The organism is uncultured Altibacter sp., from assembly GCF_963972995.1.
Lineage (GTDB): Bacteria > Bacteroidota > Bacteroidia > Flavobacteriales > Flavobacteriaceae > Altibacter.
Genome location: NZ_CAXAXI010000007.1, coordinates 69,547 through 94,463 on the forward strand (window position 1 = coordinate 69,547; position 24,917 = coordinate 94,463).

A 24,917-nucleotide genomic window follows, 5' to 3' on the forward strand; every position below is an offset into this window, starting at 1 on the left:
TAAAAATAGAGAACGTCTTTGCGAACACTTTTCAGAAAATATAAAAAAGTTCTTCAATTTATAGTGCTTTTTTTAGGGTCTTACGTGGTTTTGAGTATGCTCTATTGGGGCTACCTCCACATTTTCGCAGAAACTGAGTATACTACAGACCCCGCTACTCGGTTGGTGGCCAAACAAAGCAGCGCAGTGATCCGCGGATTTGGATATGACGCCGAAGTGATCCCGAATACTACCGAACCTACCATGCGGCTTATCGTAGAAGGTGCCTACGTCGCCCGTATTGTTGAAGGCTGTAATGCGATTAGTATTGTTATTTTATTTATGGCCTTTGTGGTCGCTTTTTCTGAAACATGGAAAAAGACCCTCTTGTTCCTTTTTGCCGGAGCGGCACTGATTTATGGGATGAACGTGGTTCGGATCGTCATCTTGGCTATTGCACTTTACAAATATCCGGAGCAGAAAGAACTCTTGCACGGGGTGGTCTTTCCCGGGCTGATCTACGGTATGGTCTTTCTTCTTTGGATGGTGTGGGTACGAATGCTTTCAGTTAAAAAACGCCATGAATAAGCCCATAAAAATAATACTGATTGTGTTTTTGGTAGGGCTGCTTGTCCTCATACGCATGTTTGAGGATCAATTGTTCTACGGAGTACTGCTGGAATTTTTTAAGACCACTCACAGCACAGACCCTTTACCGTCCTACGACCTGTGGAAGCTGCTGGGAAGTATCTCGCTTCGGTATGGCATGAATACCTTATTATCCTTGGGGATACTTTGGGTTTTATTCGAGAAACGCAGCATTGTGAGACTTTCCGCTATCTTGTATGGTGTCCTTTATATCGTTGCCATGATCCTTTTTCTGTTGTTGATTTCTTTGGAAACATCCGGTGGCCACCTTATGTTATTCTATGTAAGAAGGTTTTTGATACAGCCTATCTTTCTCCTTATTTTAGTGCCTGCATTCTACTTTCAGAACCGTACATAACTCAAATTTGATATCTTTGCACCATGAAAAAAATAAATATTATGAAAAAATATATTGCCTTGCCTATCTTACTCGTAGCAATTGTTGCTGTTAGTTGTAAGAATGAAACCAAGAATGACGAGCCTGAAGTGGTTACTGTAGAAACGACCAAAGAATCCGCAACCTATGAAGCCGGAACGACACAGGCTGAATTCAACGATCCTAAAATCGCCGAAGTGTTTAATCAATACATTAACGTAAAGACTGCATTGGTCAACACCGATGCTAAAGCAGCGTCTGTTGCTGCTTCCAACCTCATGACAGCCTTCGCCAATGTTGGTGTGGAAGAAGTTGCCTTGAAGGCTGCACAGAATATTGTGGAGAGCGATGATGTGGAAGCACAGCGCACTGCTTTTGTTGCCGTAACTACCAGTGTGGAGCAATTGCTTACAAATAACCTAAAATCGGGAACGATCTATAAACAATACTGCCCTATGGCTTTTGATAACACAGGTGCTTCTTGGTTAAGCAATAGCAAGGATATATACAATCCTTATTTTGGAGACAAGATGCTTAAATGTGGTCGAATAGAGGCAGAGATCAAGTAAGCAAGCATAACATTGTTTGAGCTTGATTTTTCGCACAAACACTTATTCAGCCAATGCATCGTTATATTTTTAGATCGTGAACCGAATCGTATCCTTCGTACTTTTTTTATGTGTACTCCAAAGCTGTAACAACAAGACAGCGTCTGATAATGAGGAAGGTGTCGACACTTCGGTACAGCATTCCGGGGCTTTACATCAGCTAATGGAAGGGGATATGGAAGGTACTATCTCTTTACAGGAACTCGAAGGAAAACCCCATGTCTATGCCTTGGGAGCCATGGAGAACTTGCAGGGTGAAATACAGGTCATTGACGGCAAACCCTTGCTGAGCAGACGCACAAACGAGATGGTCACCTTAAGTGAATCCTTCGAAGCGTCAGCGGCGTTACTGGTATATGCCCAAGTACCCGAATGGCAAACGGTGGCGGTAGCCTCCATGGTGCGAAGTCAGGGACAGTTTGAGATGTTTTTGTTACAGGAGGCCAAAAAAGTTGGAATTGACGTTACGAAACCTTTTCCCTTCTTACTTACAGGAACCGTGGCCCGTCTGGACTGGCATATCGTAAATTGGGATCTCAACAACACGCAGCACACCGAGGAAAACCATCTGCAATATGGGCTCAACGGCGTACTAAGTAATGGCGATGTAGAGATCATAGGATTCTATTCTAAAGACCATCAAGGCATCTTTACGCATATGAAGGAGAAAACGCATATGCATTTTAAAACCGATAACGTGAGCTTGGCCGGGCATGTGGATCGTATTTTTTTAGGCAACGATATGATCCTAAAATTGCCAAAACAATAGCTTGATTTATATGCTAAAAGTCTGTGTAGCCGACATTAATGTATCATTTTAATATTTTTTTAAAATACCATTACATTTTTTTAAAGTATCTTTGAAGCCGTGAAAAAATTCATTTCCATAGTGTTGTCGTGTTTGCTGTTGTTAAGCAGTAGCGGGATCGCCTATTCGCAGCATTTTTGCGGTGGTTATGAAGTGATGGCAAAGTTCACCTTGGGTGAAATGTTCCTTTCCTGCGGCATGGAAATGGATTCGGGTTCTTGTGAAACTACTATGGACACGCAATCCGAAAAGCATTGCTGTGACAATGAGTATACTTCGGTTGAAACCGACGACACTTTTGCCAAGGCCTCTTTCGAAGTGACTTTTTCTTCTTATGAATTTACGGCTCCTGTTTCTGAGTTCCCACTTCAGCAAGCAGTGCTATACACAAATAATATAGACTTCTTCGCGGATTATAGTCCGCCACCCCTCGGTAAGGACATACCCGTACTTTACCAGATTTTCTTGATTTAAACCTTGTCAGTTTCTTAGATCCGGCCCTTGCTTGGATCACGATCCTATATTCTGAATATTCAGAAATGCATTTTGTGACACTGTTTAAATCAAACTATGACTCATACATATACCATCCACGGAATGACCTGCAACGGCTGTCGAAGCCATGTAGAACAAACGCTTTCTAAGGTAAAAGGCGTAACAAACGCCAGTGTTGATCTCGAAGAGGGGCAAGCTACCATCGAGATGGAAAGCCACATTCCAATAGAAAAATTTCAGGAGGCATTACAAAGAGATGGCGGAGCTTACAGCATTCACCCTCCTGGAGAAACCCCATCGTTTGTTGAAAAGCCTAAGCAACAATTTAAAGGTAAGGGCACAGGCACTTTTTATTGCCCCATGCAATGTGAAGGTGAGAAAACTTATGATCATCCGGGAGATTGTCCTGTTTGCGGGATGGACCTGGTGGAAGAGATCAACCTTACTGCTGCATCCTCTGCCGGGTATACTTGTCCCATGCATCCTGAGGTATTTCGTGATGAACCCGGAGATTGTCCCATCTGTGGTATGGATTTGGTGCCCATGCAGGCCAATGTTTCTGCGGAAGAGAAAAAATACAGGGGAATGCTTCAAAAGTTGTGGTTAGCAGCGGGTTTCACATTGCCTATTTTCCTTATTGCCATGTCTGAAATGCTCGCACAGAATCCCCTCTATGATCTGTTGGAGGTACGGTACTGGAATTGGATTCAGTTTGGTCTTTCACTTCCGGTCGTCTTTTACTCCACTTGGATGTTCTTCGAACGGGCCTATCGATCCATTAAAACTTGGAACCTGAACATGTTCACCCTTATCGGGATTGGTGCTGGAGTGGCTTGGTTGTTCAGTGTTGTTGGAATGCTGTTTCCCGATCTCTTCCCGGTTCAATTTAAGACTGAAGCGGGCACTGTTCACGTATATTTTGAAGCTGCCACGGTGATCCTTACCCTCGTTTTGCTAGGACAGGTACTGGAAGCACGTGCTCACAGTAAGACCAACAGCGCGGTTAAAAAATTATTGGAGCTCGCACCCAATAAGGCGATCCGTATCGTGCAAGGGAAGGAGGAAGTGATTGCTATCGATCAAATTCAAATGGGAGATCTGCTACGGGTAAAACCCGGGGATAAGATTCCTGTAGATGGTGTGATCACCGAAGGAGAAAGTTCCGTGGACGAATCCATGATCACAGGGGAGCCTATTCCGGTCTCGAAAGGGGAAGGCGACAAGGTTAGCTCGGGTACCATAAACGGGAAACAATCTTTTATAGTAAAAGCCGAGAAAGTGGGGAATGATACCCTGCTTTCCCAGATAATTGACATGGTGAACAAAGCGAGCAGGAGTCAGGCACCTATTCAAAAACTTGCCGACAAGATCTCCGGATATTTTGTTCCTATCGTGGTGTTGGTTTCCGTGATTACTTTTACTATATGGGCGATCTACGGTCCGGAACCAGCCTATGTATATGCCTTAGTCAATGCCATCGCTGTGCTTATCATCGCTTGTCCGTGTGCTTTGGGACTGGCCACCCCTATGTCGGTTATGGTAGGTGTAGGGAAAGGTGCCCAGAACGGAGTTCTGATCAAGAATGCAGCGGCGCTGGAGAAAATGGATACCATCGACACCCTTATCATCGATAAGACCGGAACCATCACCGAAGGAAAACCTTCGGTAGAGCGGATTGGAACTTCAGAAAATGCTTCGGAAGAAGAGGTATTAAAATACATCATCGCCGTCAACCAATTGAGTGAACATCCATTGGCCGAGGCCACGGTTCGCTTCGGAAAGGAGAAGAATGTAAAAGTTTTGAAGGTTACCGATTTTCATTCGGTTACAGGAAAAGGAGTCACCGGTGTCGTGAATGAAAGAAAGATCGCATTAGGAAACGAATCTTTGATGCAAGCAGAAAGTGTTTCTATTTCTAAAGCACTTCAGCAAGAAGTAGCCGCAGCTCAGAAAGAAGGAAAAACAGTTCCTTATTTGGCGGTAGACGGTCAAGCTACCGGCTATGTCGTAATAGGGGATAAAATAAAGGAGAGCAGCAAAAAGGCAATTCAAACCTTACAGGAGACAGGAATTGAGGTAATTATGCTTACCGGCGATAATCAGGATACCGCCAAGGCGGTCGCTTCTTACTTGAACCTTAAGGAATTCAAAGCCGAGATGTTACCACAAGATAAACTGGAAGAAGTAGAACGGTTGCAAAAGAAGGGGCACAAAGTAGCGATGGCAGGCGATGGTATCAATGATGCACCCGCTCTTGCTATGAGCAATGTAGGGATCGCGATGGGCACCGGTACCGACGTAGCCATTGAAAGTGCTGCGATCACGCTTGTAAAAGGCGATCTGCAGGGCATAGTGAAGGCGCGAAACCTTAGTGTCAAAGTCATGAGAAACATCAAGCAGAACCTCTTCTTTGCACTTATTTACAATACTATTGGCGTACCCATAGCGGCGGGAGTGCTTTTTCCGTTCTTCGGAATATTACTTTCTCCCATGATCGCAGCTTTGGCCATGAGCTTTAGCTCGGTGTCGGTAATCGCAAATGCGCTACGATTGCGTACCGAAAAGATCTAATACAACAGATTTAAATGATTAGTAACCAAAAATTCAAAACAATGGAAAATTCAAAAACACACAAGGGAAATGGCAATTATACCAAATTCATGATGATGTTAGCAGCATCTTTCATTGCTATGTACATCACAATGTACTTGAACACCTATCAATTTGATCATGTATATTTTAGTTTAACGCGCTTCTATATGACCTGTCTGGGCATTGCCGCCATGGCGGTCATTATGTTCTTCTTTATGCGAAAAATGTATACGAACAAAGCGAAGAACCGAGCCATCTTGTTAGGAAGTCTCGCCCTGTTTGTGGGAGCATTACTGCTAGTACGTGCACAAAAACCTATTGGCGACCTGCTTTGGATGAAAGCAATGATACCGCACCATTCCATAGCCATACTCACAAGTGAAAGAGCCGATATTAAGGATGCCGAGGTTCAAAAACTGGCAGACGAAATTATAAAAGCACAAGAAAAGGAGATCGCAGAAATGAAAAAGATGATCGATCGTCTTGAAAACGCCGATTAATACGGTGTGAAAATCTCGTAACCCCCGGTGGAGACCGCGTAATAAGACTCATTGTAAAAATGAAAAAATACGGTATATACATTACACTTTTAATAGTTGGAATTGTGTTGGGAGCTATTTTCTTCGGAAGTATTTTCAACAGAAATGAAGATATCAAAGGAGACGCTATTAACCATGAACATGCAACTGACGGCACTCAAATGTGGACGTGTTCTATGCATCCTCAAATTATGCAACCGGAACCGGGGGATTGTCCCATTTGTGGTATGGACCTTATTCCGGCCGAAAGTGGTGAAGATGGTTTATCGGTAGATCAATTTCGATTGACCGAGAACGCTTTAGCTTTGGCCAATATCCAGACCTTGGTGGTTGGGAATTCTAGTGAAGCAAATTCCGGCTTAAAATTGTCCGGGAAGATTATGGAGAATGAGGAAGCCAATGCAGTGCAATCCTCATATTTCAAAGGAAGGGTAGAAAAGTTATATGTCAATTTTACCGGTGAAGAGGTGAACAGGGGAGAATTATTGGCAAGGATCTACGCCCCTCAATTAGTGGCTGCACAACAAGAATTGATCACCACAGCCGCTTTAAAAGAATCTCAACCACAATTATATAAGGCAGTTCGAAATAAGTTAAAATTGTGGAAGATATCTGAAGCACAGATCAATAAGATAGAAGCTTCAGGAAAAGTACAGGAATATTTTCCGGTATATGCTACAGTATCAGGAACTGTCTCAGAAAAGATGGTATCAGAAGGAGATTACGTAGAACAAGGACAGCCTTTGTTCAAGATTGCAAACCTGAATACCGTGTGGGCAGTGTTCGATGTTTATGAAAATCAGCTGCCATTGCTAAAAGTGGGGCAAGGGATAGCGATCACGACCAATGCTTTTCCCAATGAACAGATTCAAGCGAGCATCGATTTCATCGACCCAACCCTCAACACGGGTACGCGTACGGTCCAGGCCCGTGCGGTATTATCCAACAGAAATGGTCTTTTAAAACCCGGGATGTTTGTGCGCGGTACTATAGAAAGCTTAGAGCGTTCAACGAATGAGCATTTAACTATACCCGAGAGTGCCGTGCTTTGGACAGGAGAACGATCTGTTGTGTATGTGAAACCAAATTCTTCACAACCTGTGTTTGAAATGCGAGAGGTAACCCTAGGCTTGAAGCACGGCGATAGTTATCAAGTATTGGGCGGTCTCAGCTCGGGTGAGGAGATTGTCACCAATGGTACTTTTACCGTCGATGCGGCAGCACAATTACGTGGCAAACGCTCTATGATGAATACCCTCACTAGCGAAGTTTCTGCAAGTAATATGCAAATGGAATTTACATCTTCTTTTCAAAAGGAATTTATGACAGTACTCACGGCATATTTGCATCTGAAGGACGCTTTTGTGGTATCAAATTCAACCAAAGTGAGAGAACAGGCCAGAGCAATGCATACGTTAGTGGAAGAATTGCCCATGTCAACGTTAGGGACAATGGAAGCAGCACATATTAAAACCGTTAAACGCATGTTGACAGCGATCGTAGAGAATGAAACACTTGAGAATCAACGGGACCATTTTATTGTTTTATCGGAAAACATCATAGCTATTAGCATGAGCTTCACACAGCTCCCCGATACGCTATACATCCAGAAATGTCCTATGGCAAATAGCAATAAAGGTGCTTCTTGGATAAGTGAGAGTGCGGAAATAAGAAATCCTTATTACGGGGAAGCCATGTTGACCTGTGGAAGTGTAATTGACACATTAAAAAATAATTAATGTTGAACAGAGGTATAAAGTTTTTAATTGAAAATAAGCTGGTTGCTGGCCTATTATTACTATTTATAATAGGATGGGGGATTATTACTGCCCCGTTCAATTGGGATACGGGCTTTCTGCCCAATGATCCGGTTGCTGTAGACGCCATTCCAGATATAGGTGAGAATCAACAGATTGTTTTTACAAAGTGGGAAGGGCGGTCTCCACAGGACATTGAGGACCAAATTACCTATCCATTGACCAGTGCTTTACTGGGTATACCTGGTGTGAAGACCATTCGAAGCTCTTCTATGTTCGGTTTCTCTAGTATTTATATAATTTTTGAAGAGGACATTGAATTTTACTGGAGTCGCAGTCGTATTTTAGAAAAGCTCAATTCATTACCCTCAGGTCTCCTGCCTGAAGGCATAAATCCTTCTTTGGGTCCGGATGCTACAGGGCTTGGTCAAATCTTCTGGTATACTCTCGAAGGACGTGATACAGATGGGAATGTTACCGGAGGCTGGGATCTTCAGGAATTGCGAAGCATTCAGGATTATTACGTGAAATATGCTTTGGCTTCGGCTAGTGGTGTTTCAGAAGTAGCTTCGATTGGGGGGTATGTTCAGGAGTATCAAATTGATGTCAACCCTGAACTTATGCGACAATACGGCATTTCTTTAGAAAGTGTTGTAAAGGCCGTAAAACAAAGTAATCAAGATATTGGTGCCCAAACACTAGAAATCAATAAGGCAGAATATCTGGTTCGCGGTCTAGGATATGTGCAATCGCTTGAAGATATTGAAAAGACGGTGGTGGCCTCACAAAATTTTACATCGATCACCTTGAAAGATATAGCCAGTGTTAGCTTAGGTCCTCAAACCCGAAGAGGTATTCTAGATAAAGAAGGTGCCGAGGTGGTGGGTGGGGTCGTCGTGGCTCGCTATGGTGCAAATCCGCTGGAAGTTATCACGAATGTAAAGGAGAAAATCGCTGAAATTGCCGGTGGTCTTCCTTCAAAGGAACTTAGCGATGGCCGCATTTCCCAACTCACCGTCGTTCCGTTTTACGATAGGACAGAACTAATACAGGAAACACTGGGAACGTTGAATGAAGCCCTTTCCATGGAAATACTTATTACCATTCTAGTAATTCTTGTAATGGTATTTAATCTTCGGGCTTCCGTTTTGATTTCAGGGTTACTGCCTGTGGCGGTCTTAATGGTCTTTATTAGTATGAAAATTTTCGGTGTGGACGCTAACATCGTTGCACTATCCGGGATTGCCATTGCCATAGGAACCATGGTGGATGTGGGTGTAATCCTTTCTGAAAATATCCTTCGGCATCTGGACGAGAATGAGAATGATCTTCCTGTCAATGCGGTAGTGTACAATGCCACGGCTGAGGTATCCGGCGCTATTCTAACCGCTGTTTTAACAACTATAATAAGTTTTATACCTGTTTTTACAATGATTGGTGCCGAAGGGAAACTATTCAGACCCTTAGCCTTTACAAAAACAATGGCTCTTACTGCTTCTATAGTAATCGCCTTGTTTATTATTCCCCCATTTGCGGCATATATGTTTAAAAAACGAAATGTCTCATTGAATTATCGAATTATCATAAATGGTGTATTGATAATAGTTGGTATTACAGCAGTGTTCTTCGGGTATTGGCTTGGTCTTTTGCTAATGGCGTTTGGTGTTGCAGGCATATTTTTGCAAAGAGGTATTTTATCTGAAAAAGGAGCCAATCTAACCAACATGCTTATTTCGGTAGCAGCAATTGTTATTTTGCTGGCAAGCTATTGGCGACCCTTAGGTTTAGACAAATCAATTTTTTGGAACCTTATTTTTGTGAGTATTGTCTGTTTTGGCTTGTTGGCAGTCTTTTGGGTATTCCGAAGAAATTATACGAAAATTTTACGCTGGTCACTTCAAAACAAACTACTATTTCTAAGTATCCCAACAATCATTGTAATTTTTGGAATTGTTATAATGCAAAATACGGGTAAGGAATTTATGCCGTCCCTTAATGAAGGATCTTTTTTATTGATGCCTACATCCCTTCCTCATGCTGGAATTGAAGAAAATAAGCGTGTCCTGCAACAATTGGATATGGCCGTAGCTTCAATTCCTGAAATTGAGACTGTTGTTGGAAAGGCAGGGAGGACGGAATCTGCATTAGACCCGGCGCCCTTATCCATGTATGAGAATATTATACAATACAAACCGGAGTACATGCTCAATGCTTCCGGTATACGACAACGGTATCGTGTAAATGAAGATGGACTGTATGTGCTAAAAGACGGGAGAATATTTCGGAACCCAAATACAGATGTTAAAGATATCGAACGAGCAGATACTACCCTGTCGAATACTTGGTTTGCAGTAGATCGGGACCAACTTATCCCAGATGAAATGGGAGCGTATTACCGAAATTGGCGTCCCGAGATTCAATCGCCTGACGATATATGGAATGAGATCGTACGTGTTACAAAACTTCCTGGTGTTACATCGGCGCCTAAATTACAGCCTATTGAAACGAGGTTGGTCATGTTGCAAACCGGAATGCGAGCTCCCATGGGAATTAAGGTGAAGGGTCAGGATCTAAGAGAGATTGAAGCTTTTGGTATTCAATTAGAGAAGATTTTAAAGGAGGTAGAAGGGGTGAAAGATGAAGCCGTATTTGCCGATAGAATTGTTGGAAAACCTTATTTACTTATAGATATTGATAGAGAGCGACTAGTACGCTATGGAGTGGGTGTAGAGGATGTGCAACGTGTAATACAGGTCGCAGTGGGAGGAATGCCTCTTACGCAAACCGTTGAAGGGAGAGAGCGCTATGGCATTCGTGTTCGCTATCCTAGAGAATTAAGAGATACCCCCGACGATCTTAAGAATATTTATGTGCCGGTTGCCAAAGGGGCACCTGTACCCTTGGGAGAATTAGTTACAATTAGGTATGAACAGGGGCCACAAGTAATTAAAAGCGAAGATACATTTTTGGTGGGCTATGTACTTTTTGATAAAAGGGATGCTTTTGCTGAAGTAACTGTGGTTGAGAATGCACAAGTGCTTATTCAACAAAAGATCGATGAAGGCTCGCTTGTTGTTCCCAAAGGGATTACGTATCGTTTTACGGGAACTTACGAAAATCAGCTGCGAGCAGAAAAAACACTTTCGCTGGTAGTGCCTTTATCGCTATTTATCATCTTTTTAATATTGTATTTTCAATTTCGATCGGTTTCAACCTCATTCATGGTATTTACCGGAATCGCCGTTGCTTTTGCAGGCGGATTTATCATGATTTGGTTGTACGGACAGTCTTGGTTCTTCAATTTTAATTTTCTGGGGGCAAACGTTCGCGACTTGTTTCAAATGCATCCCATCAATTTGAGTGTTGCCGTTTGGGTAGGTTTCATCGCTTTGTTTGGCATTGCAACCGATGACGGCGTAGTGATGGCGACCTATTTAACACAAACCTTTCAGAAAAATGAACCTAAAAGTACAGCAGAGATAAGAGCGTCGGTCGTTGAAGCAGGAGAAAAACGTATTCGTCCCTGTCTCATGACAACTGCTACAACACTTTTAGCCTTGCTGCCCATCCTAACCTCGACTGGCCGTGGAAGTGATATCATGATTCCTATGGCCATACCCAGTTTTGGGGGGATGTTGATTGCCCTTATCACATTGTTTGTAGTGCCCGTACTGTTTAGTTGGCGCAAGGAAGTACAGCTTAAAAAAATTAACTCATGAAAAAATTAAAACTTCTATTATTTTCTATCCTACTATTCCCTTCGGAAGGTCATACGCAAGAGCTAACTAGTTATATCCAAACAGCACTTGCAAACAACCCCGAGATTCAAGTGGTTGATATGCGATATGCACTTGCTGAAGAAAAAGTGAATGAAACGAACAGTCTCCCCAATACCGAATTGACCGCCGGATATTTTATTAGCGAACCCGAAACTCGAACAGGAGCGCAACGCGCACGGTTTTCGTTACGTCAAATGATTCCTTGGTTTGGAACCCTCACGGCAAGAGAAACTTATGCAGCTTCAATGGCCGAAGCGCAATATGTCGATATTGCAATTGCCAAACGTAAATTGGCTTTGGAAGTAGCCCAGGGGTACTATACCTTGTTTGCACTTAAAGAAAAACAACTTGTTCTTTTGGAGAACATCCGGCTTTTGCAAACTTATGAACAATTGGCACTAACATCGGTTGAAGTAGGTACTGCCTCAGCCGTAGACGTACTACGTCTTCAAATAAGACAAAATGAATTACAGCAAGAACTTGCTGTATTGCAGGAGCAAACAAAAGCTCAAGAAGCTATGTTCAATAATATGCTTCACAGAACGGAAGATAGTACGGTGGAAATCACCGATACACTATCCATACCTTCAGAAGTGATCTCAGTAGAACCAACTCAACTTGAACTGCATCCCGAGCTTTTACGGTACGATGCATTGTACGAATCTGTAGTGCAAGCTGAACAACTTAATCGAAAGGAGGCGGCTCCTAGCCTTGGTTTCGGACTCGATTATATTCCTGTTAGCAACAGATCCGATATGAACGTTTCAGAGAATGGCAAGGATATCTTAATGCCTATGCTAACGGTGTCAGTTCCAATTTTTAGTAAGAAATATACCTCTGTTTCAAAGCAAAACCAATTGCGCCAACAAGAGTTGATCGCACAAAAAGAGACGCGACAAAATGTATTGGATAATTTAGTGAGAACCGCTATTTCAAACCGAAACTCGGCCGTAATACGCTATCGTACGCAAATGCAAAACCTTGCACAGGCTAAGGATGCTGAAGAAATTCTTCTAAAGAACTATGAGACCGGTACAATCGATTTTACCGATGTTCTAGATATTCAAGAATTACAACTTATGTTTCAGAAACAAATCATAGAGAGCATAACAGACTTTCATCGGCAAACAGCCCTCATGGCCTATGTCTCACCCTCTAATTGATCTATATGTCGAATGAAAACTTTTTCTATACTTCGTATTGCCTTTCACATTTGCTTATCGAAGAATTTTATAATACCATTGCTCTTAATTTTTTGGCAAACATCATATTTTAAACCTACAACCCTAGAATGAACTATTTAAAACTCCTTATATTTATTCTTCCATCCATAATATTTTCTCAGGAATCGTTGGAAGGAACCATCCTAACCCAAACTGAGAATAATGAGACCATAGGGCTCCCCGGCGCCAACGTATACTGGTTGGATACTTCCATAGGAAGCATTACCGACTTAGACGGAACTTTCAGTATTCCTTATAGGATCGAGTATACCCAATTGGTGGTAAGTTATGTGGGATACGATACAGATACCCTAACAATCAATAATTCAGAAAATATTAGACATGTGCTACGTGCGTCCAATAATCTGAAAGAGGTGACTGTCAATACACGTAAAAAGTCAAGTTCGGTGTCTTACATTTCAGCAGAAAATATTACCAATGTAAGTAGTGATGAGCTTTTAAAAGCAGCATGTTGTAACCTCTCTGAAAGCTTTGAGACCAACCCCTCCATCGATGTCAATTTTGCCGATGCCGTTTCGGGAGCGCGCCAAATTAGAATGCTGGGCCTTACGAGTCCGTATATCTTGATCACTACAGAGAACATTCCTGCAATTCGCGGAGCCTCCCAAACGTATGGCTTGAGCTTCATTCCCGGGACGTGGGTTGAGAGCATACAGATCACGAAAGGTGCGGGAAGTGTGACAAACGGATTTGAAAGTATTGCCGGACAGATCAACACCGAGTTGCGAAAACCTTCAACCGATGATAAATTGTTTGTCAATCTCTATGGAGCCACTAACGACCGTTTTGAACTGAACACACACCTCAATACACAAGTGAGCGACAAATGGAGTACCGGGCTCTATTTGCATGGCAATGTTCGAAATAAGGAACACGACGAGAACAACGATACTTTCTTGGATATGCCAACAGGAGAGCAAATCAATGTGATGAACCGATGGCAGTATACCAATGCCGAAAAAGGCTTTGTGAGCTTTTTAAATTTTCGATATTTGGACGATGCAAAGCAGGCCGGACAGTTGGATTCTGATCACGACAGCCCCGGTGACGGTGGCGGAGGACATGGCACAACCCGCCAAGCCGTACCTGATCTTTGGCGCAGTGAGATCGATACCCGGCGGTACGATGTTTCAGCAAAGTTGGGTTATGTTAACCCGAATATTCCCTATCAAACGGCAGGGCTTCAGTTTGCTTTCAGTGAACACGAACAAGCTTCTTATTTTGGATTGAATACGTACGATATCTCGCATCGCAGTATCTATTCTAACTTTGTGTATAATTCTATTATTAGTGATTCACGTCATAAGGTTAAAACGGGAGTAAGTTATACCCACGACGATTATGAGGAGTTCGTGAACAGTGAGGTTTACAGCCGGACCGAAAATTCGGTTGGAGGATTTTTTGAATATGCTTATGACAATCTTGGCAGTCTCAATCTTACGGCAGGAATTCGTTTAGATCATCATAATTTATTAGGAACCTTTGTAACACCGCGCTTGCATGTGCGGTACACGCCTTGGGGGAAATCGGCTTTTCGGGCATCGGTGGGTCGTGGAAAACGAAGTGCGAACATCTTTGCCGAAAATCAGTCGCTTTTCGCTACGGCACGTACCATCAATATTTTGGACAGCGGCGGGGAGATTTACGGATTGGATCCTGAGATCGCATGGAACTATGGGGTTTCGTATTTGCAAGGTTTTGATCTCTTCGGAAGAAAAGCCGATATTACATTAGACTTCTACCGTACCGATTTTCAGGATCAGGTGGTGGTAGACTGGGAGAACCGAAAAGAGATTCGTTTTTATAATCTGAAGGGGGAGAGCTACGCCAACAGCTTTCAGGTAGAATTTCATATCAATGTATTAGAACGATTGGATGTGCGAAGCGCCTACAAGTATTACGATATTCAAACCGATTATATCTCGGGCAGGCTTGAAAAGCCGCTTACAGCCCGGCATCGTGTATTTGGAAATGTGGCCTACGAAACCGAAGTGCAGCCAAACGGCTCTCAATGGAAGTTCGATGCCACCTATAATTGGCTGGGAGAACAACGATTCCCTAAAACAAGTGATAATCCCTTACCGTATCAATTACCGGAGTATTCTCCTACGGTTGGTACGCTCAACGCACAAATTACAAATGTCTTAACTCCTAATTTTGAAATCTATTTTGGAGGAGAGAATATCTTGGATGTCACTCAGGAAAATCCAATTATTGCAAGTCAGGATCCCTTTGGACCAAATTTTGATACTACTTTTGTGTATGGCCCTATTTTTGGGAGTATGTATTATGCTGGCTTGCGTTATAAATTGAATTAAAAATTTTTGCTAACACCCGGCAACGATTGGTAACTAACAGAAGATGTGCGAAGGGTGCGCCGTCTTCAGAATATTAAAAATCAGAACAATGAAAAAAGTACTTTTATTAGTAACTGTACTGTTAATGACCACCACTGCTTTTGCACAGGACAAGAATGCAAGAGCTACCATTGAGGTCGACGGTATTTGTGGCATGTGTAAACAGCGTATCAAGCGAGCGTCCTTAAATACAAAGGGCGTGAAATCGGCAGTTTGGAGTGTAGAAACACATCAATTAAGTCTTATCTATGATGAGCGTAAAACCGATCTAGCTACCATTCAGCAAAACATAGCGAATGTAGGTCATGATACTCATGAGATCAAAGCAACCGAGGAAGCATACAACAGTGTACACGATTGTTGTAAATACCGTGACGAAGAGATCAAGGACGCACACGGCAAGAAAGATAATCGATAAAAGACAAAATGATCGTGAGAGCGGTATCTTAATAAGTAAGGTATCTTAAGGAAATTTTAGTATTTCTAAAGCAAATCTTATCATTCCTTTAAAAGGATATGAAGGTACCAATACGTATCTTCATGTGAATCTTAAAATAATGAATGATGAGACACGAAAAATTAATTCACGCCTTAGGAAACTGCATCAATCACTGTAATTATTGTGCCGATGCCTGTTTAGATGAACCGAATGTAAAACAAATGGTCAGCTGTATTCGTACAGACCGTGTTTGCGCCGAAGTCTGTAGCACATTGAATCAACTTTTGGCTATGGATTACAAAGAGGTAGATGATTTGGTTCGCTATTGTATTAAAGTATGTAAGGCATGTGCCGAAGAATGCGGACAGCACGATCACGACCATTGTAAGCAGTGCGCAGAAGCGTGTAAGAAATGTATTGAAGCTTGTGAAGATTTCCTGTCATAGACTAACTAAGGATACGCTTGTAGCAGCGTAAAGTAAGCTACTGAAACGATCTCGAAGCAATGAAAAAAGGAGTTGTTATGCAGCTCCTTTTTTTTACATAAAAAATGTTGTGTTTTTTAGTTAAAATTTAGCCAACAAAAAAATCATCGTATCAAAAAACAATGTACATTTACTTAGTCATTTAAATCAATATTCATTATGGCAACACCTAAGTCAAACAGCAAGCCTTCTGCAAAGAAAGCACCGGCGAAAGCTCCTGCTAAGAAGGCTCCGACTGCTTCTAAGAAGAAGTAATTCGAAGGGGGTTTATTGCGATAAACCTTTTAATCAGAAAATACCTAGTGGCCACCCTTAAACAAGGTGGTTTTTGTATTTTTATAGGATGATAAAACCCGTAACATTTTTGTACATCATTACCATAGTGGTTCTTATTGCGGCTGTGGTATGGGAATATTATATGCAGCAGTGGCTATCCTACCAACCCAATCAAGGTGCCAATGTCATGCGCGTAGATCTTTTTGTAATTTGGCCCCTTGTGATCACCTTGGTAGCGCTCTCCCTCTTTAGAATTTTCAGGAAAAACAAAAACTAACCCTTCAGGCTATAACACGCACGCTATTGGTTTTCCTACGGCGCTTATGTAAACCTATTTTAACATAAAAAAAGACCTCTGTGATAAAACAGAGGTCTTTCAAAAATAATCGTTCTATGTCAAGCCATCAGGCATTGATTACATCATGCCCGGCATTCCGCCACCCATTGGAGGCATGGACGGACTGTCTTCCTTGATATCTACCAAGGCACATTCTGTCGTCAAGATCATACCTGCCACCGAAGCTGCATTTTCCAAAGCAATGCGGGTCACTTTCTTAGGATCAATGATCCCGGCTTTCAGCATGTCCACATACTGTTCGGTTTTGGCATCGTACCCAAAGTTCTTCTTACCTTCCAGTACTTTGTTAATTACAACAGAGCCTTCACCGCCTGCATTTTCTACAATAGTGCGCAAAGGTGATTCGATGGCGCGTGCCACGATCTGGATCCCGGTAGATTCGTCGAGTGTATCTGTGGTCAATTTCTCAAGCACTTTAATAGCTCTCACCAATGCCACGCCACCTCCGGCTACAATACCTTCTTCTACAGCGGCTCTGGTAGCGTGAAGGGCATCGTCCACACGATCCTTCTTTTCTTTCATTTCTACTTCGGAAGCAGCACCTACATACAATACCGCTACACCACCGGCCAATTTAGCCAGACGTTCTTGCAACTTTTCTTTGTCGTAGTCGCTTGTGGTCGTTTCAATTTGGGCTTTGATCTGGTTGACACGTGCTTTAATGTCTCCTTTATTTCCGGCGCCGTTCACGATGGTAGTATTGTCCTTATCGATCGTGATGGTTTCGGCAGATCCCAGCATATCTACGGTAGCATTCTCAAGCGTGAATCCGCGTTCCTCAGAAATTACGGTACCTCCTGTTAAAACTGCAATATCCTCTAGCATGGCCTTTCTTCGATCACCAAATCCGGGAGCTTTCACAGCGGCAATCTTTAGGGATCCACGAAGTTTATTTACGACCAAGGTCGCCAGCGCTTCTCCATCAACGTCTTCGGCGATAATCAATAATGACTTCCCTTGCTGTGCCACTGGCTCCAGCACAGGAAGAAGATCTTTCATAGAAGATATCTTCTTGTCGTACAACAAGATCATTGGATTCTCAAGTTCTGTTTGCATTTTGTCACTGTCGGTGACAAAATAAGGTGACAAATATCCGCGATCAAACTGCATTCCTTCGACCACATCAACATAGGTCTCTGTTCCTTTAGCTTCTTCTACGGTGATCACCCCTTCTTTTCCTACTTTTCCAAAAGCTTTTGCGATCAATTCACCGATTACATCGTCGTTATTGGCCGAGATAGCCGCAACCTGCTTTATCTTATCGCTGGAATTTCCTACTTGGGTAGCCTGTTTTTCCAGGTCCTTGGTGATTGCTTCCACAGCCTTATCAATGCCGCGCTTCAGATCCATAGGGTTCGCTCCTGCAGCAACGTTCTTCAAACCTTCTTTTACAATGGCTTGTGCCAACACGGTTGCAGTGGTAGTACCGTCACCTGCAAGATCGTTGGTCTTGGAAGCCACTTCTTTAACCATCTGGGCGCCCATATTTTCAAGGGCATCCTCTAATTCTATTTCTTTGGCAACAGTCACACCATCCTTGGTCACCTGCGGTGCTCCAAAGGATTTACTAATGATCACGTTGCGCCCCTTAGGACCCAATGTTACTTTTACTGCATTTGCCAATGCGTCCACACCACGCTTAATACTATCGCGTGCTTCTACATCAAATTTTATATCTTTTGCCATTTCTGTTTTGGTTTATGCTTCAAGCCCTGAGCTTTCAGCCGAATTAAACTATGTTTTTTATGAAATATTGATTTTTATGGAAAATTAAGCAGTCTTTACAATAGAAGGCAGACCGCTTAACGTTGACTGACATTAGATAATTGCCAGAATATCATCCTCTCTCATGATGAGATAGTCCTTGCCGTCAAATTTTAACTCACTGCCGGAGTATTTGCCATAAAGGACAACATCACCAACCTTCACAGTCATCTTGTGATCTTCCTTGCCCTTGCCTACGGCTACTACTTTTCCTTGTTGTGGTTTTTCTTTAGCAGAATCCGGAATGTAAATACCGGACGCGGTCTTGGTTTCAGCTTCTTGTGGTTGCACCAAAACTCTGTCTGAAAGTGGTTGAATTTTTAACGCCATTTTTCGTATAATTTTTAGTTGTTAATTCTTCTAATTGTTTGTGCTGTTAACAGGCAGAAACTATGCCATGACAAAAAACTGACACCTTTGCGATAGCAAAATGTCAGCTTGTCAGAGGTCGGTCAAAAATTGCTTAATTAGGGAATGCCGGTGAGATTGGGATTTCCGGTCCATCCCATGTGAATATACCAATGGTTATGATAGCGACAACACTTATGCTAAGAATCGATACAATGGTATTGAAATAGGAGAATTTTCTGCTTTTGATTTCAATGATGTCGGATAAAGGTACACTCATGGTTTGACCGTTCTTTTTCAAGAGCACATGAGTGTCGTCCATAGATACATAACGAGCTCGTTTCTTCCCTGTTTCTTTAAGGACAAACTCATATTTATCATTCGCTTCGGCGTTGGAAATCTCAATGGGTGTCTTATAGGTATAACAACCTGAACAAAGAAGAAGGAGAACAAAACTCAACGCAATACTTTTCATATAAAATTGCTTTTAAAAAAAACCATCCCGGGGAGTTCTATACAATAGAGTGTTAAAGATAAGAAATTAATTAAAACAAAAATGCCTGCTCGATTAAAAGCAGGCATTTAGATAATTTGTTCAATAGATTATTCAGTTGGATCTTCTGTCGTACTGCCGGCATTAGGATCTACCGGGATGGTATTCTCAATAGCGCCTTCATCGAACACATCGGTTGCAGGAGCTGTATCGCTCATAATTGGGATGTTCGATAACAGGATTAGTGCCAATAACAAGGTGGCTAAGGTCCAGGTACTCTTGTCTAAGAAGTCTGTGGTCTTCTTGACACCGCCCAATTGCTGTGTGCCACCACCTCCAAAAGAAGAGGATAGACCACCGCCTTTTGGATTCTGTACCATGATGACTACCACCAGTAAAAAGGCTACGAAAATTATTAGGATCAAAAATATGGTAAACGTACTCATTGTTCTTCAGTATTAATCAATTTCTTTATTGCCCGAATTTGGTCTGCAAAGAAACCACTTTTTTCGGGATATTTCAAAATTAAAATTTTATATGCCTGAATGGCCTTTACATAGTTCTTTTGTTGCATGTATACCTTGGCCAAAGTCTCGGTCATTAGGGCATCTGCAGCTTGTGTAAAGGGTTCTGCCAGATCTTTTCGCGAAACAGCTTCGGAAGCAGGTTTCAGTTTTGGGTTTTGCTGAATGAATTTCTCGATAAGCTCGAACTTTCGTTCTTTTTCCAATACGGTTTCTTTAGCCGTATCTCCTTCCGAAGAACGATCAATAGGTTGTGCTTTGGTCAATTTTAACCATTCGGAAAACGAATGGGTGTCCTCCTTTTTAAACTCCAAGGGAGCATTTGTTGCTTCAACGATCTCCTCGGTTTCCGAAGGTGTTTCAACGATCTCTTGTATGGATTCTAACTTGCGCTGAAACAGATTGGGGTTCAAAATGGCTTCTGCCTTTTTTAGTTCCTCCTTCATTTGACGGTTCAGCGCCAAACTTATCTGTTCGGAAACATCCTCACTTTCTACATCCATGCTTAGCACATGTTCGTCATGTTGTTGTATGGCTTGCGAGATCTCATTTTGGATGAATTTATCTGAGGTAATATACTCGAACAGGATATCCCGATCGGTAGTATAGGCAGCCGTAACTTTAAGCGCTTCGTTGTACAGAAAACTGTTGTTGTTCTTCAATCCTTTTAATTGAAGGGCACGCGCGCTTTGAAAATAAGGATAGCGTTGGATCACGATTTCCAATTCCTTGAGATCCTCTTTTTTGAGATCTTGCGGATGCGCTAACAGATATGTGTATTTTTTCGTGTTCAAAAACTTACCAATTCGCGAGTGATTTATTAAAAATGTCTTGTGTAATGCGCTCAAAGATCTCGGCAATGGCATCATCGAGACGGGCTCCAGTTAACAAAGCCCCGCCGGGGTAATCGAAGTAGAAAGAGAATCGTTGTTCGAAATCCTTTTCAACATCATTTGTATTGTAAAAGCGAACATTCACGGCGATGGTCAAGCGGTTCTGTGCGGCCGTGCTCTGTGAGGTCGCGGTAATAGGCGCAATATAATACTCAACGATCTCCCCTTCATACACCAAGTCGCCGTTGGAGGTGACCAGGTCCAAACTGGTTTGGTTCAACAATAAGTCTTGTAGGTTTTGAGTAAAATCCCTCGCGATCCCCGGTTCTACCTGTGCGGCTGTATTTTGAAAATAATTAACCTGAAAGGTCTTGGTCTGTGAATAATCGATATCCGCTCCTGTTAGTGAATAGTATTTACAACTTTGAAGCGGCAGCACAAAGAAACATAGAATAAAAACGAGTTGTAACAGCTTCATTACAGGTTGTATTGTTTGATTTTTCGGTAGAGCGTGCGTTCAGATATGCCAAGTTCGTCGGCGGCATCTTTACGTTTTCCTCCGTATTTCTCCAAGGACTTCTTGATGAGTTCTAATTCTTTTTCCTGAAGGGACAGATTTTCTTCTTCTTCAATCTCTTCGGCGAAATCGTAATTCCCCTTTTTTGCTCTATTCTGTGCCCCGTCGAATGCTTCAGAACCCGATGAAGGGATGCTTAGCACTTCTACGTCTTGGGAGGCAGCTTCTTCCTCATCGACAATAGCAGCAAGTTGTTCCTCATTATTGGTGTCTTCAGAATAGATCTTATTAATAAGCGATGATTGTTCTTCTTTTACTTTTGAAACGTTGCCGCTCTTCATTAGCTCTAAAGTTAATTTCTTCAGATCGTTCACATCGCGTTGCATATCGAACAGGACTTTATATAAGATCTCACGTTCACTGCTAAAATCGCTGTGTTCTTTTTTTGAATGGATTACAGCGGGTAGATTGCTTCCAACATCAGGAAGGTAGTGCTTTAAGGTGTTGTAAGAAATATCCCTGTCCTGCTCCAACACCGAGATCTGTTCGGCTACGTTGCGCAACTGACGAATGTTACCGCCCCAGCGATATTGCAACAACAAGGCTACCGCATCGTCTTCCAGACGAATGGTAGGCATTTTATATTTTTGGGCAAAATCTGAAGCGAATTTTCGAAACAATAAATGAATGTCCTCACTTCGTTTTCGTAGCGGTGGGAGGCCGATCTCCACCGTACTTAGTCGGTAATAGAGGTCTTCTCTGAATTTTCCTTTATCGATCGCTTCGTTCATATTCACATTGGTGGCCGCCACGATACGAACATCGGTCTTCTGAGTCTTGGAAGATCCTACTTTTAAAAATTCACCATTTTCCAAAACACGTAATAAGCGTACCTGTGTAGGCAGTGGAAGTTCGCCTACCTCATCCAGAAAGATCGTGCCTCCGTCGGCCACTTCAAAATATCCGCTTCGTGTGGCAGTGGCTCCTGTAAAAGCACCTTTTTCGTGACCAAACAACTCACTGTCTATCGTGCCTTCGGGGATCGCACCACAATTCACGGCTATGTATTTGCCGTGTTTACGGTGGGATAGGGAATGAATGATCTTGGGAATGCTTTCCTTGCCTACACCGCTCTCACCTGTCACCAGCACCGAAATATCAGTTGGTGCCACCTGAATGGCCTTTTCCACGGCGCGATTGAGTTTAGGATCGTTTCCTATAATGCCAAAGCGTTGTTTTACTGCCTGTACACTTTCCATACCTAGTTATTATCTGAGTAGCCCACAGCGGTTCCTATAAGGGTTGCGGTGGTGCAATCTTCTATATATACATTCACAAAATCTCCTACCTTGTAGTGTTCCTTCGGAAAGACGGCTACCGTATTTTGAGGGGTTCTTCCGCTCCATTGAAGGTCACTTTTTTTAGATTCTTTTTCTATCAATACCTCTACGGTCTTTCCTACAAATTGTTGCGTGCGGTACGCCGAATGTTGTTGCTGAAGGTCTACGATCTCGGTAAGACGACGCTTTTTGGTTTCCAAAGGAACATCATCTTCCAATTTACGTGCGGCTAAGGTTCCGGGTCTTTCAGAATACATAAACATAAAACCGAAATCGTATTTTACATACTCCATAAGAGATAAGGTTGCTTTGTGGTCTTCTTCCGTTTCGGTAGGGAACCCGGTGATCATATCCTGTGAGATCGCACAATCAGGAAGGATCTCCCGAATACGGTCTATAAGATGCATGTATTCCTCACGGGTGTGTTGGCGATTCATTTCCTTTAAAATACGGGAGCTTCCGCTTTGTACCGGTAGATGGATGTAGTTACAAATATTTTGGTATTTCGACATACTGTGCAGTACATCTTCGGTCATATCTTGCGGATTGCTCGTTGAAAACCGAATTCGCATATGCGGTTGTGCTTGAGCGACCATTTCCAATAGTTCAGCAAAACCGGTAGCTGTTGCTTTTTGCATGTCGGTCGCATTCTTATAATCTTTCTTAAGTCCGCCCCCGTACCACAGATAGCTATCCACATTCTGCCCCAAAAGTGTGATCTCCTTGTATCCTTTTTCGGCCAGATCGTTCACTTCGGCAAGAATGCTTTGTGGGTCTCGGCTTCGTTCGCGTCCTCGGGTAAAGGGTACGACACAAAATGTACACATATTGTCGCAGCCACGGGTAATACTCACAAAAGCAGTAACACCATTTCCTCCCAGACGTACCGGAGCGATATCTCCGTAGGTTTCATCTTTAGATAAGATAACATTTACCGCGTCACGTCCTTCTTCTACTTCCTGCAATAAATTTGGAAGATCTTTGTAGGCATCGGGCCCTACCACCATGTCTACAATCTTCTCTTCATCCAGGAACTTTTCCTTTAATCGTTCGGCCATACAGCCCAGAACTCCCACTTTCATCTTAGGGTTGATACGTTTAACGGCATTGTATTTTTCCAGACGCTTGCGTACGGTTTGTTCGGCCTTGTCACGAATCGAACAGGTATTTACCAAGACCAGATCTGCATCTTCCAACCGATTGGTGGTATTGAAACCCTCGTTGGCCAAAATAGAGGCTACGATCTCGCTGTCGCTAAAATTCATTTGACAGCCATAGCTCTCAATGAATAGCTTACGACGATTCTCGGGCCGTGGTTCTAAAATAAGCGATTCGCCTTGCTGGGATTCATCAATGATTTTCTCTTTCATAGGTCTCTTCAGATACGATAATTTTTAAGGGTTGACAATTATAACGCCACCTTTCCAATTTGCATTGGCAAAGATACAATTAAATTGATGTTTGTGACAAATTGGCAGATTTCTTTTTTGTAAATTTAAAGCATCATTTTCAGCCAACCGACTATGGAACATCCTATTTTTTCTAAAATTGAACATGCCAATAAACCCGATTTTGGTGATATCCTCTCAAAAAGCTTCGAACTTTTTAAAAAGGTGTGGGAACAGGCATTGTATCATGCGCTCGTTAGTATGGTAGTCGTCATTCCAATGATCCTTCTTATCTATATACCATATATAGCCTTTATCTTTTATTTAGGTGGCTTCGATAGTTATCATTCGTACGATTCTTACGCATACTATAATGAACCCGATATTACGCCGTACATCCCTGTCCTTATATTATATGTTATTGCGATTTTTATTCTCATCTTTTTAGTGCAAGCTGTGGTGTATGGCATTACCGCCCACTTTATACGTGTTCTGAAAAAAGCAGATATGGGAACCACAGAGAATGTGGGAGGTTATTTCGACCTAATTAGAGGTAATTTCAAAAAACTACTACTGCTCTCCTTGGCAACCTTCGGAATAGCATTTGCCGCAGTTCTTGCATGCTATTTACCTATTTTTTATGTCATGGTTCCGCTACAACTTGTAGTGGTGTTCTTTGCGTTTCATCCGGAATTGTCCGTTTCTGAGATCATCAAAGCAAGTTTTAAACTAGGGAACAAATTCTGGTTGACTATCTTCGGATTGATGATCGTCGCCGGATTGATCGCCCAATTGGGGATCCTGCTGTGTATTGTGGGTGTTTTTGTGACTGCGTTTTTTGTACACATCCCGATGTACTTTATTTATAAAGACACCGTAGGGTTGAGTCTTGTAACCGACAGAAATACGACCCCAACCGGACTCTAAAACCGGCATCATAAAGGAGCTCTTAAACCCCTTATTTTTAGGG

The 24,917-nt window shown here is 42.4% G+C and carries 23 protein-coding genes; 15 read left to right on the plus strand and 8 right to left on the minus strand.

What is annotated here, in order from left to right; all coding sequences use genetic code 11:
- The first annotated feature begins 18 nt into the window (after positions 1 to 18).
- The 14 genes from xrtF to AACZ11_RS04640 all read left to right on the plus strand — a co-directional run bounded on the left by xrtF (position 19) and on the right by AACZ11_RS04640 (position 16,659).
- Positions 19 to 567 (plus strand): exosortase family protein XrtF, encoded by a 549-nt coding sequence (gene xrtF / locus AACZ11_RS04575; protein ID WP_290625012.1) that lies wholly within the window; start codon positions 19 to 21, stop codon positions 565 to 567.
- The gene (locus AACZ11_RS04580) at positions 560 to 985 is read left to right on the plus strand and encodes an exosortase F system-associated protein (RefSeq protein WP_290625011.1); all 426 of its coding nucleotides are present in this window, start codon (positions 560 to 562) and stop codon (positions 983 to 985) included. Before xrtF ends, AACZ11_RS04580 begins: the two co-directional genes overlap by 8 nt.
- Before the next feature lie 41 nt (positions 986 to 1,026).
- Positions 1,027 to 1,572, plus strand: coding sequence for a DUF3347 domain-containing protein (locus AACZ11_RS04585; protein ID WP_290625010.1), 546 nt, complete (start codon positions 1,027 to 1,029; stop codon positions 1,570 to 1,572).
- A gap of 76 nt (positions 1,573 to 1,648) precedes the next feature.
- A complete protein-coding gene (locus tag AACZ11_RS04590) occupies positions 1,649 to 2,380 on the plus strand; it encodes an acetolactate decarboxylase (protein ID WP_290625009.1) in 732 nt (243 codons plus the stop codon).
- Positions 2,381 to 2,479: 99 nt separating this feature from the next.
- Positions 2,480 to 2,893, plus strand: coding sequence for a hypothetical protein (locus AACZ11_RS04595; protein WP_290625008.1), 414 nt, complete (start codon positions 2,480 to 2,482; stop codon positions 2,891 to 2,893).
- 96 nt (positions 2,894 to 2,989) lie between these two features.
- Entirely contained in the window at positions 2,990 to 5,485 is a 2,496-nt protein-coding gene (locus AACZ11_RS04600; protein ID WP_290625007.1) for a heavy metal translocating P-type ATPase, read from the plus strand.
- Positions 5,486 to 5,526: 41 nt separating this feature from the next.
- Positions 5,527 to 6,006, plus strand: a complete 480-nt coding sequence (locus tag AACZ11_RS04605; RefSeq protein ID WP_290625006.1) for a DUF305 domain-containing protein — start codon at positions 5,527 to 5,529, stop codon at positions 6,004 to 6,006.
- A gap of 59 nt (positions 6,007 to 6,065) precedes the next feature.
- Positions 6,066 to 7,784, plus strand: coding sequence for an efflux RND transporter periplasmic adaptor subunit (locus tag AACZ11_RS04610; RefSeq protein WP_290625005.1), 1,719 nt, complete (start codon positions 6,066 to 6,068; stop codon positions 7,782 to 7,784).
- Positions 7,784 to 11,521, plus strand: coding sequence for an efflux RND transporter permease subunit (locus AACZ11_RS04615; RefSeq protein ID WP_290625004.1), 3,738 nt, complete (start codon positions 7,784 to 7,786; stop codon positions 11,519 to 11,521). Before AACZ11_RS04610 ends, AACZ11_RS04615 begins: the two co-directional genes overlap by 1 nt.
- Positions 11,518 to 12,744, plus strand: coding sequence for a TolC family protein (locus AACZ11_RS04620; RefSeq protein ID WP_290625003.1), 1,227 nt, complete (start codon positions 11,518 to 11,520; stop codon positions 12,742 to 12,744). Before AACZ11_RS04615 ends, AACZ11_RS04620 begins: the two co-directional genes overlap by 4 nt.
- A gap of 128 nt (positions 12,745 to 12,872) precedes the next feature.
- Entirely contained in the window at positions 12,873 to 15,143 is a 2,271-nt protein-coding gene (locus AACZ11_RS04625) for a carboxypeptidase-like regulatory domain-containing protein (protein ID WP_290625002.1), read from the plus strand.
- An 88-nt stretch (positions 15,144 to 15,231) separates the two neighbouring features.
- Complete coding sequence (locus AACZ11_RS04630; protein WP_339831616.1) at positions 15,232 to 15,600, plus strand: heavy-metal-associated domain-containing protein; 369 nt, start codon at positions 15,232 to 15,234, stop codon at positions 15,598 to 15,600.
- 146 nt (positions 15,601 to 15,746) lie between these two features.
- Positions 15,747 to 16,067, plus strand: a complete 321-nt coding sequence (locus tag AACZ11_RS04635) for a four-helix bundle copper-binding protein (protein ID WP_290625016.1) — start codon at positions 15,747 to 15,749, stop codon at positions 16,065 to 16,067.
- A 382-nt stretch (positions 16,068 to 16,449) separates the two neighbouring features.
- A complete protein-coding gene (locus AACZ11_RS04640) occupies positions 16,450 to 16,659 on the plus strand; it encodes a hypothetical protein (protein WP_290625000.1) in 210 nt (69 codons plus the stop codon).
- Positions 16,660 to 16,797: 138 nt separating this feature from the next.
- On the opposite strand, the gene groL is transcribed toward AACZ11_RS04640, so the two are convergent.
- The 8 genes from groL to miaB form a co-directional block, all read right to left on the minus strand.
- The gene (groL, locus tag AACZ11_RS04645) at positions 16,798 to 18,426 is read right to left on the minus strand and encodes a chaperonin GroEL (RefSeq protein WP_290624999.1); all 1,629 of its coding nucleotides are present in this window, start codon (positions 18,424 to 18,426) and stop codon (positions 16,798 to 16,800) included.
- A gap of 132 nt (positions 18,427 to 18,558) precedes the next feature.
- Positions 18,559 to 18,834, minus strand: a complete 276-nt coding sequence (locus tag AACZ11_RS04650; protein WP_290624998.1) for a co-chaperone GroES — start codon at positions 18,832 to 18,834, stop codon at positions 18,559 to 18,561.
- Positions 18,835 to 18,967: 133 nt separating this feature from the next.
- Positions 18,968 to 19,327: a hypothetical protein gene (locus AACZ11_RS04655; protein WP_290624997.1), complete on the minus strand. Its 360-nt coding sequence runs from the start codon at positions 19,325 to 19,327 to the stop codon at positions 18,968 to 18,970.
- Between the two features lie 128 nt (positions 19,328 to 19,455).
- Positions 19,456 to 19,791, minus strand: coding sequence for a preprotein translocase subunit SecG (secG, locus tag AACZ11_RS04660; protein ID WP_290624996.1), 336 nt, complete (start codon positions 19,789 to 19,791; stop codon positions 19,456 to 19,458).
- Positions 19,788 to 20,663, minus strand: coding sequence for a hypothetical protein (locus tag AACZ11_RS04665; RefSeq protein WP_290624995.1), 876 nt, complete (start codon positions 20,661 to 20,663; stop codon positions 19,788 to 19,790). Before AACZ11_RS04665 ends, secG begins: the two co-directional genes overlap by 4 nt.
- 4 nt (positions 20,664 to 20,667) lie before the next feature.
- Positions 20,668 to 21,180 carry an LptE family protein gene (locus AACZ11_RS04670; RefSeq protein WP_290624994.1) on the minus strand — a complete coding sequence of 171 codons (513 nt, stop codon included), beginning with the start codon at positions 21,178 to 21,180 and terminating at the stop codon, positions 20,668 to 20,670.
- The gene (locus tag AACZ11_RS04675; protein WP_290624993.1) at positions 21,180 to 22,478 is read right to left on the minus strand and encodes a sigma-54 dependent transcriptional regulator; all 1,299 of its coding nucleotides are present in this window, start codon (positions 22,476 to 22,478) and stop codon (positions 21,180 to 21,182) included. Before AACZ11_RS04675 ends, AACZ11_RS04670 begins: the two co-directional genes overlap by 1 nt.
- 2 nt (positions 22,479 to 22,480) lie before the next feature.
- Positions 22,481 to 23,929, minus strand: coding sequence for a tRNA (N6-isopentenyl adenosine(37)-C2)-methylthiotransferase MiaB (miaB, locus tag AACZ11_RS04680; RefSeq protein WP_290624992.1), 1,449 nt, complete (start codon positions 23,927 to 23,929; stop codon positions 22,481 to 22,483).
- Positions 23,930 to 24,082: 153 nt separating this feature from the next.
- Here miaB and AACZ11_RS04685 point away from each other — a divergent pair, with 153 nt between their 5' ends.
- A complete protein-coding gene (locus AACZ11_RS04685; RefSeq protein WP_290624991.1) occupies positions 24,083 to 24,874 on the plus strand; it encodes a hypothetical protein in 792 nt (263 codons plus the stop codon).
- Positions 24,875 to 24,917: the final 43 nt, after the last annotated feature.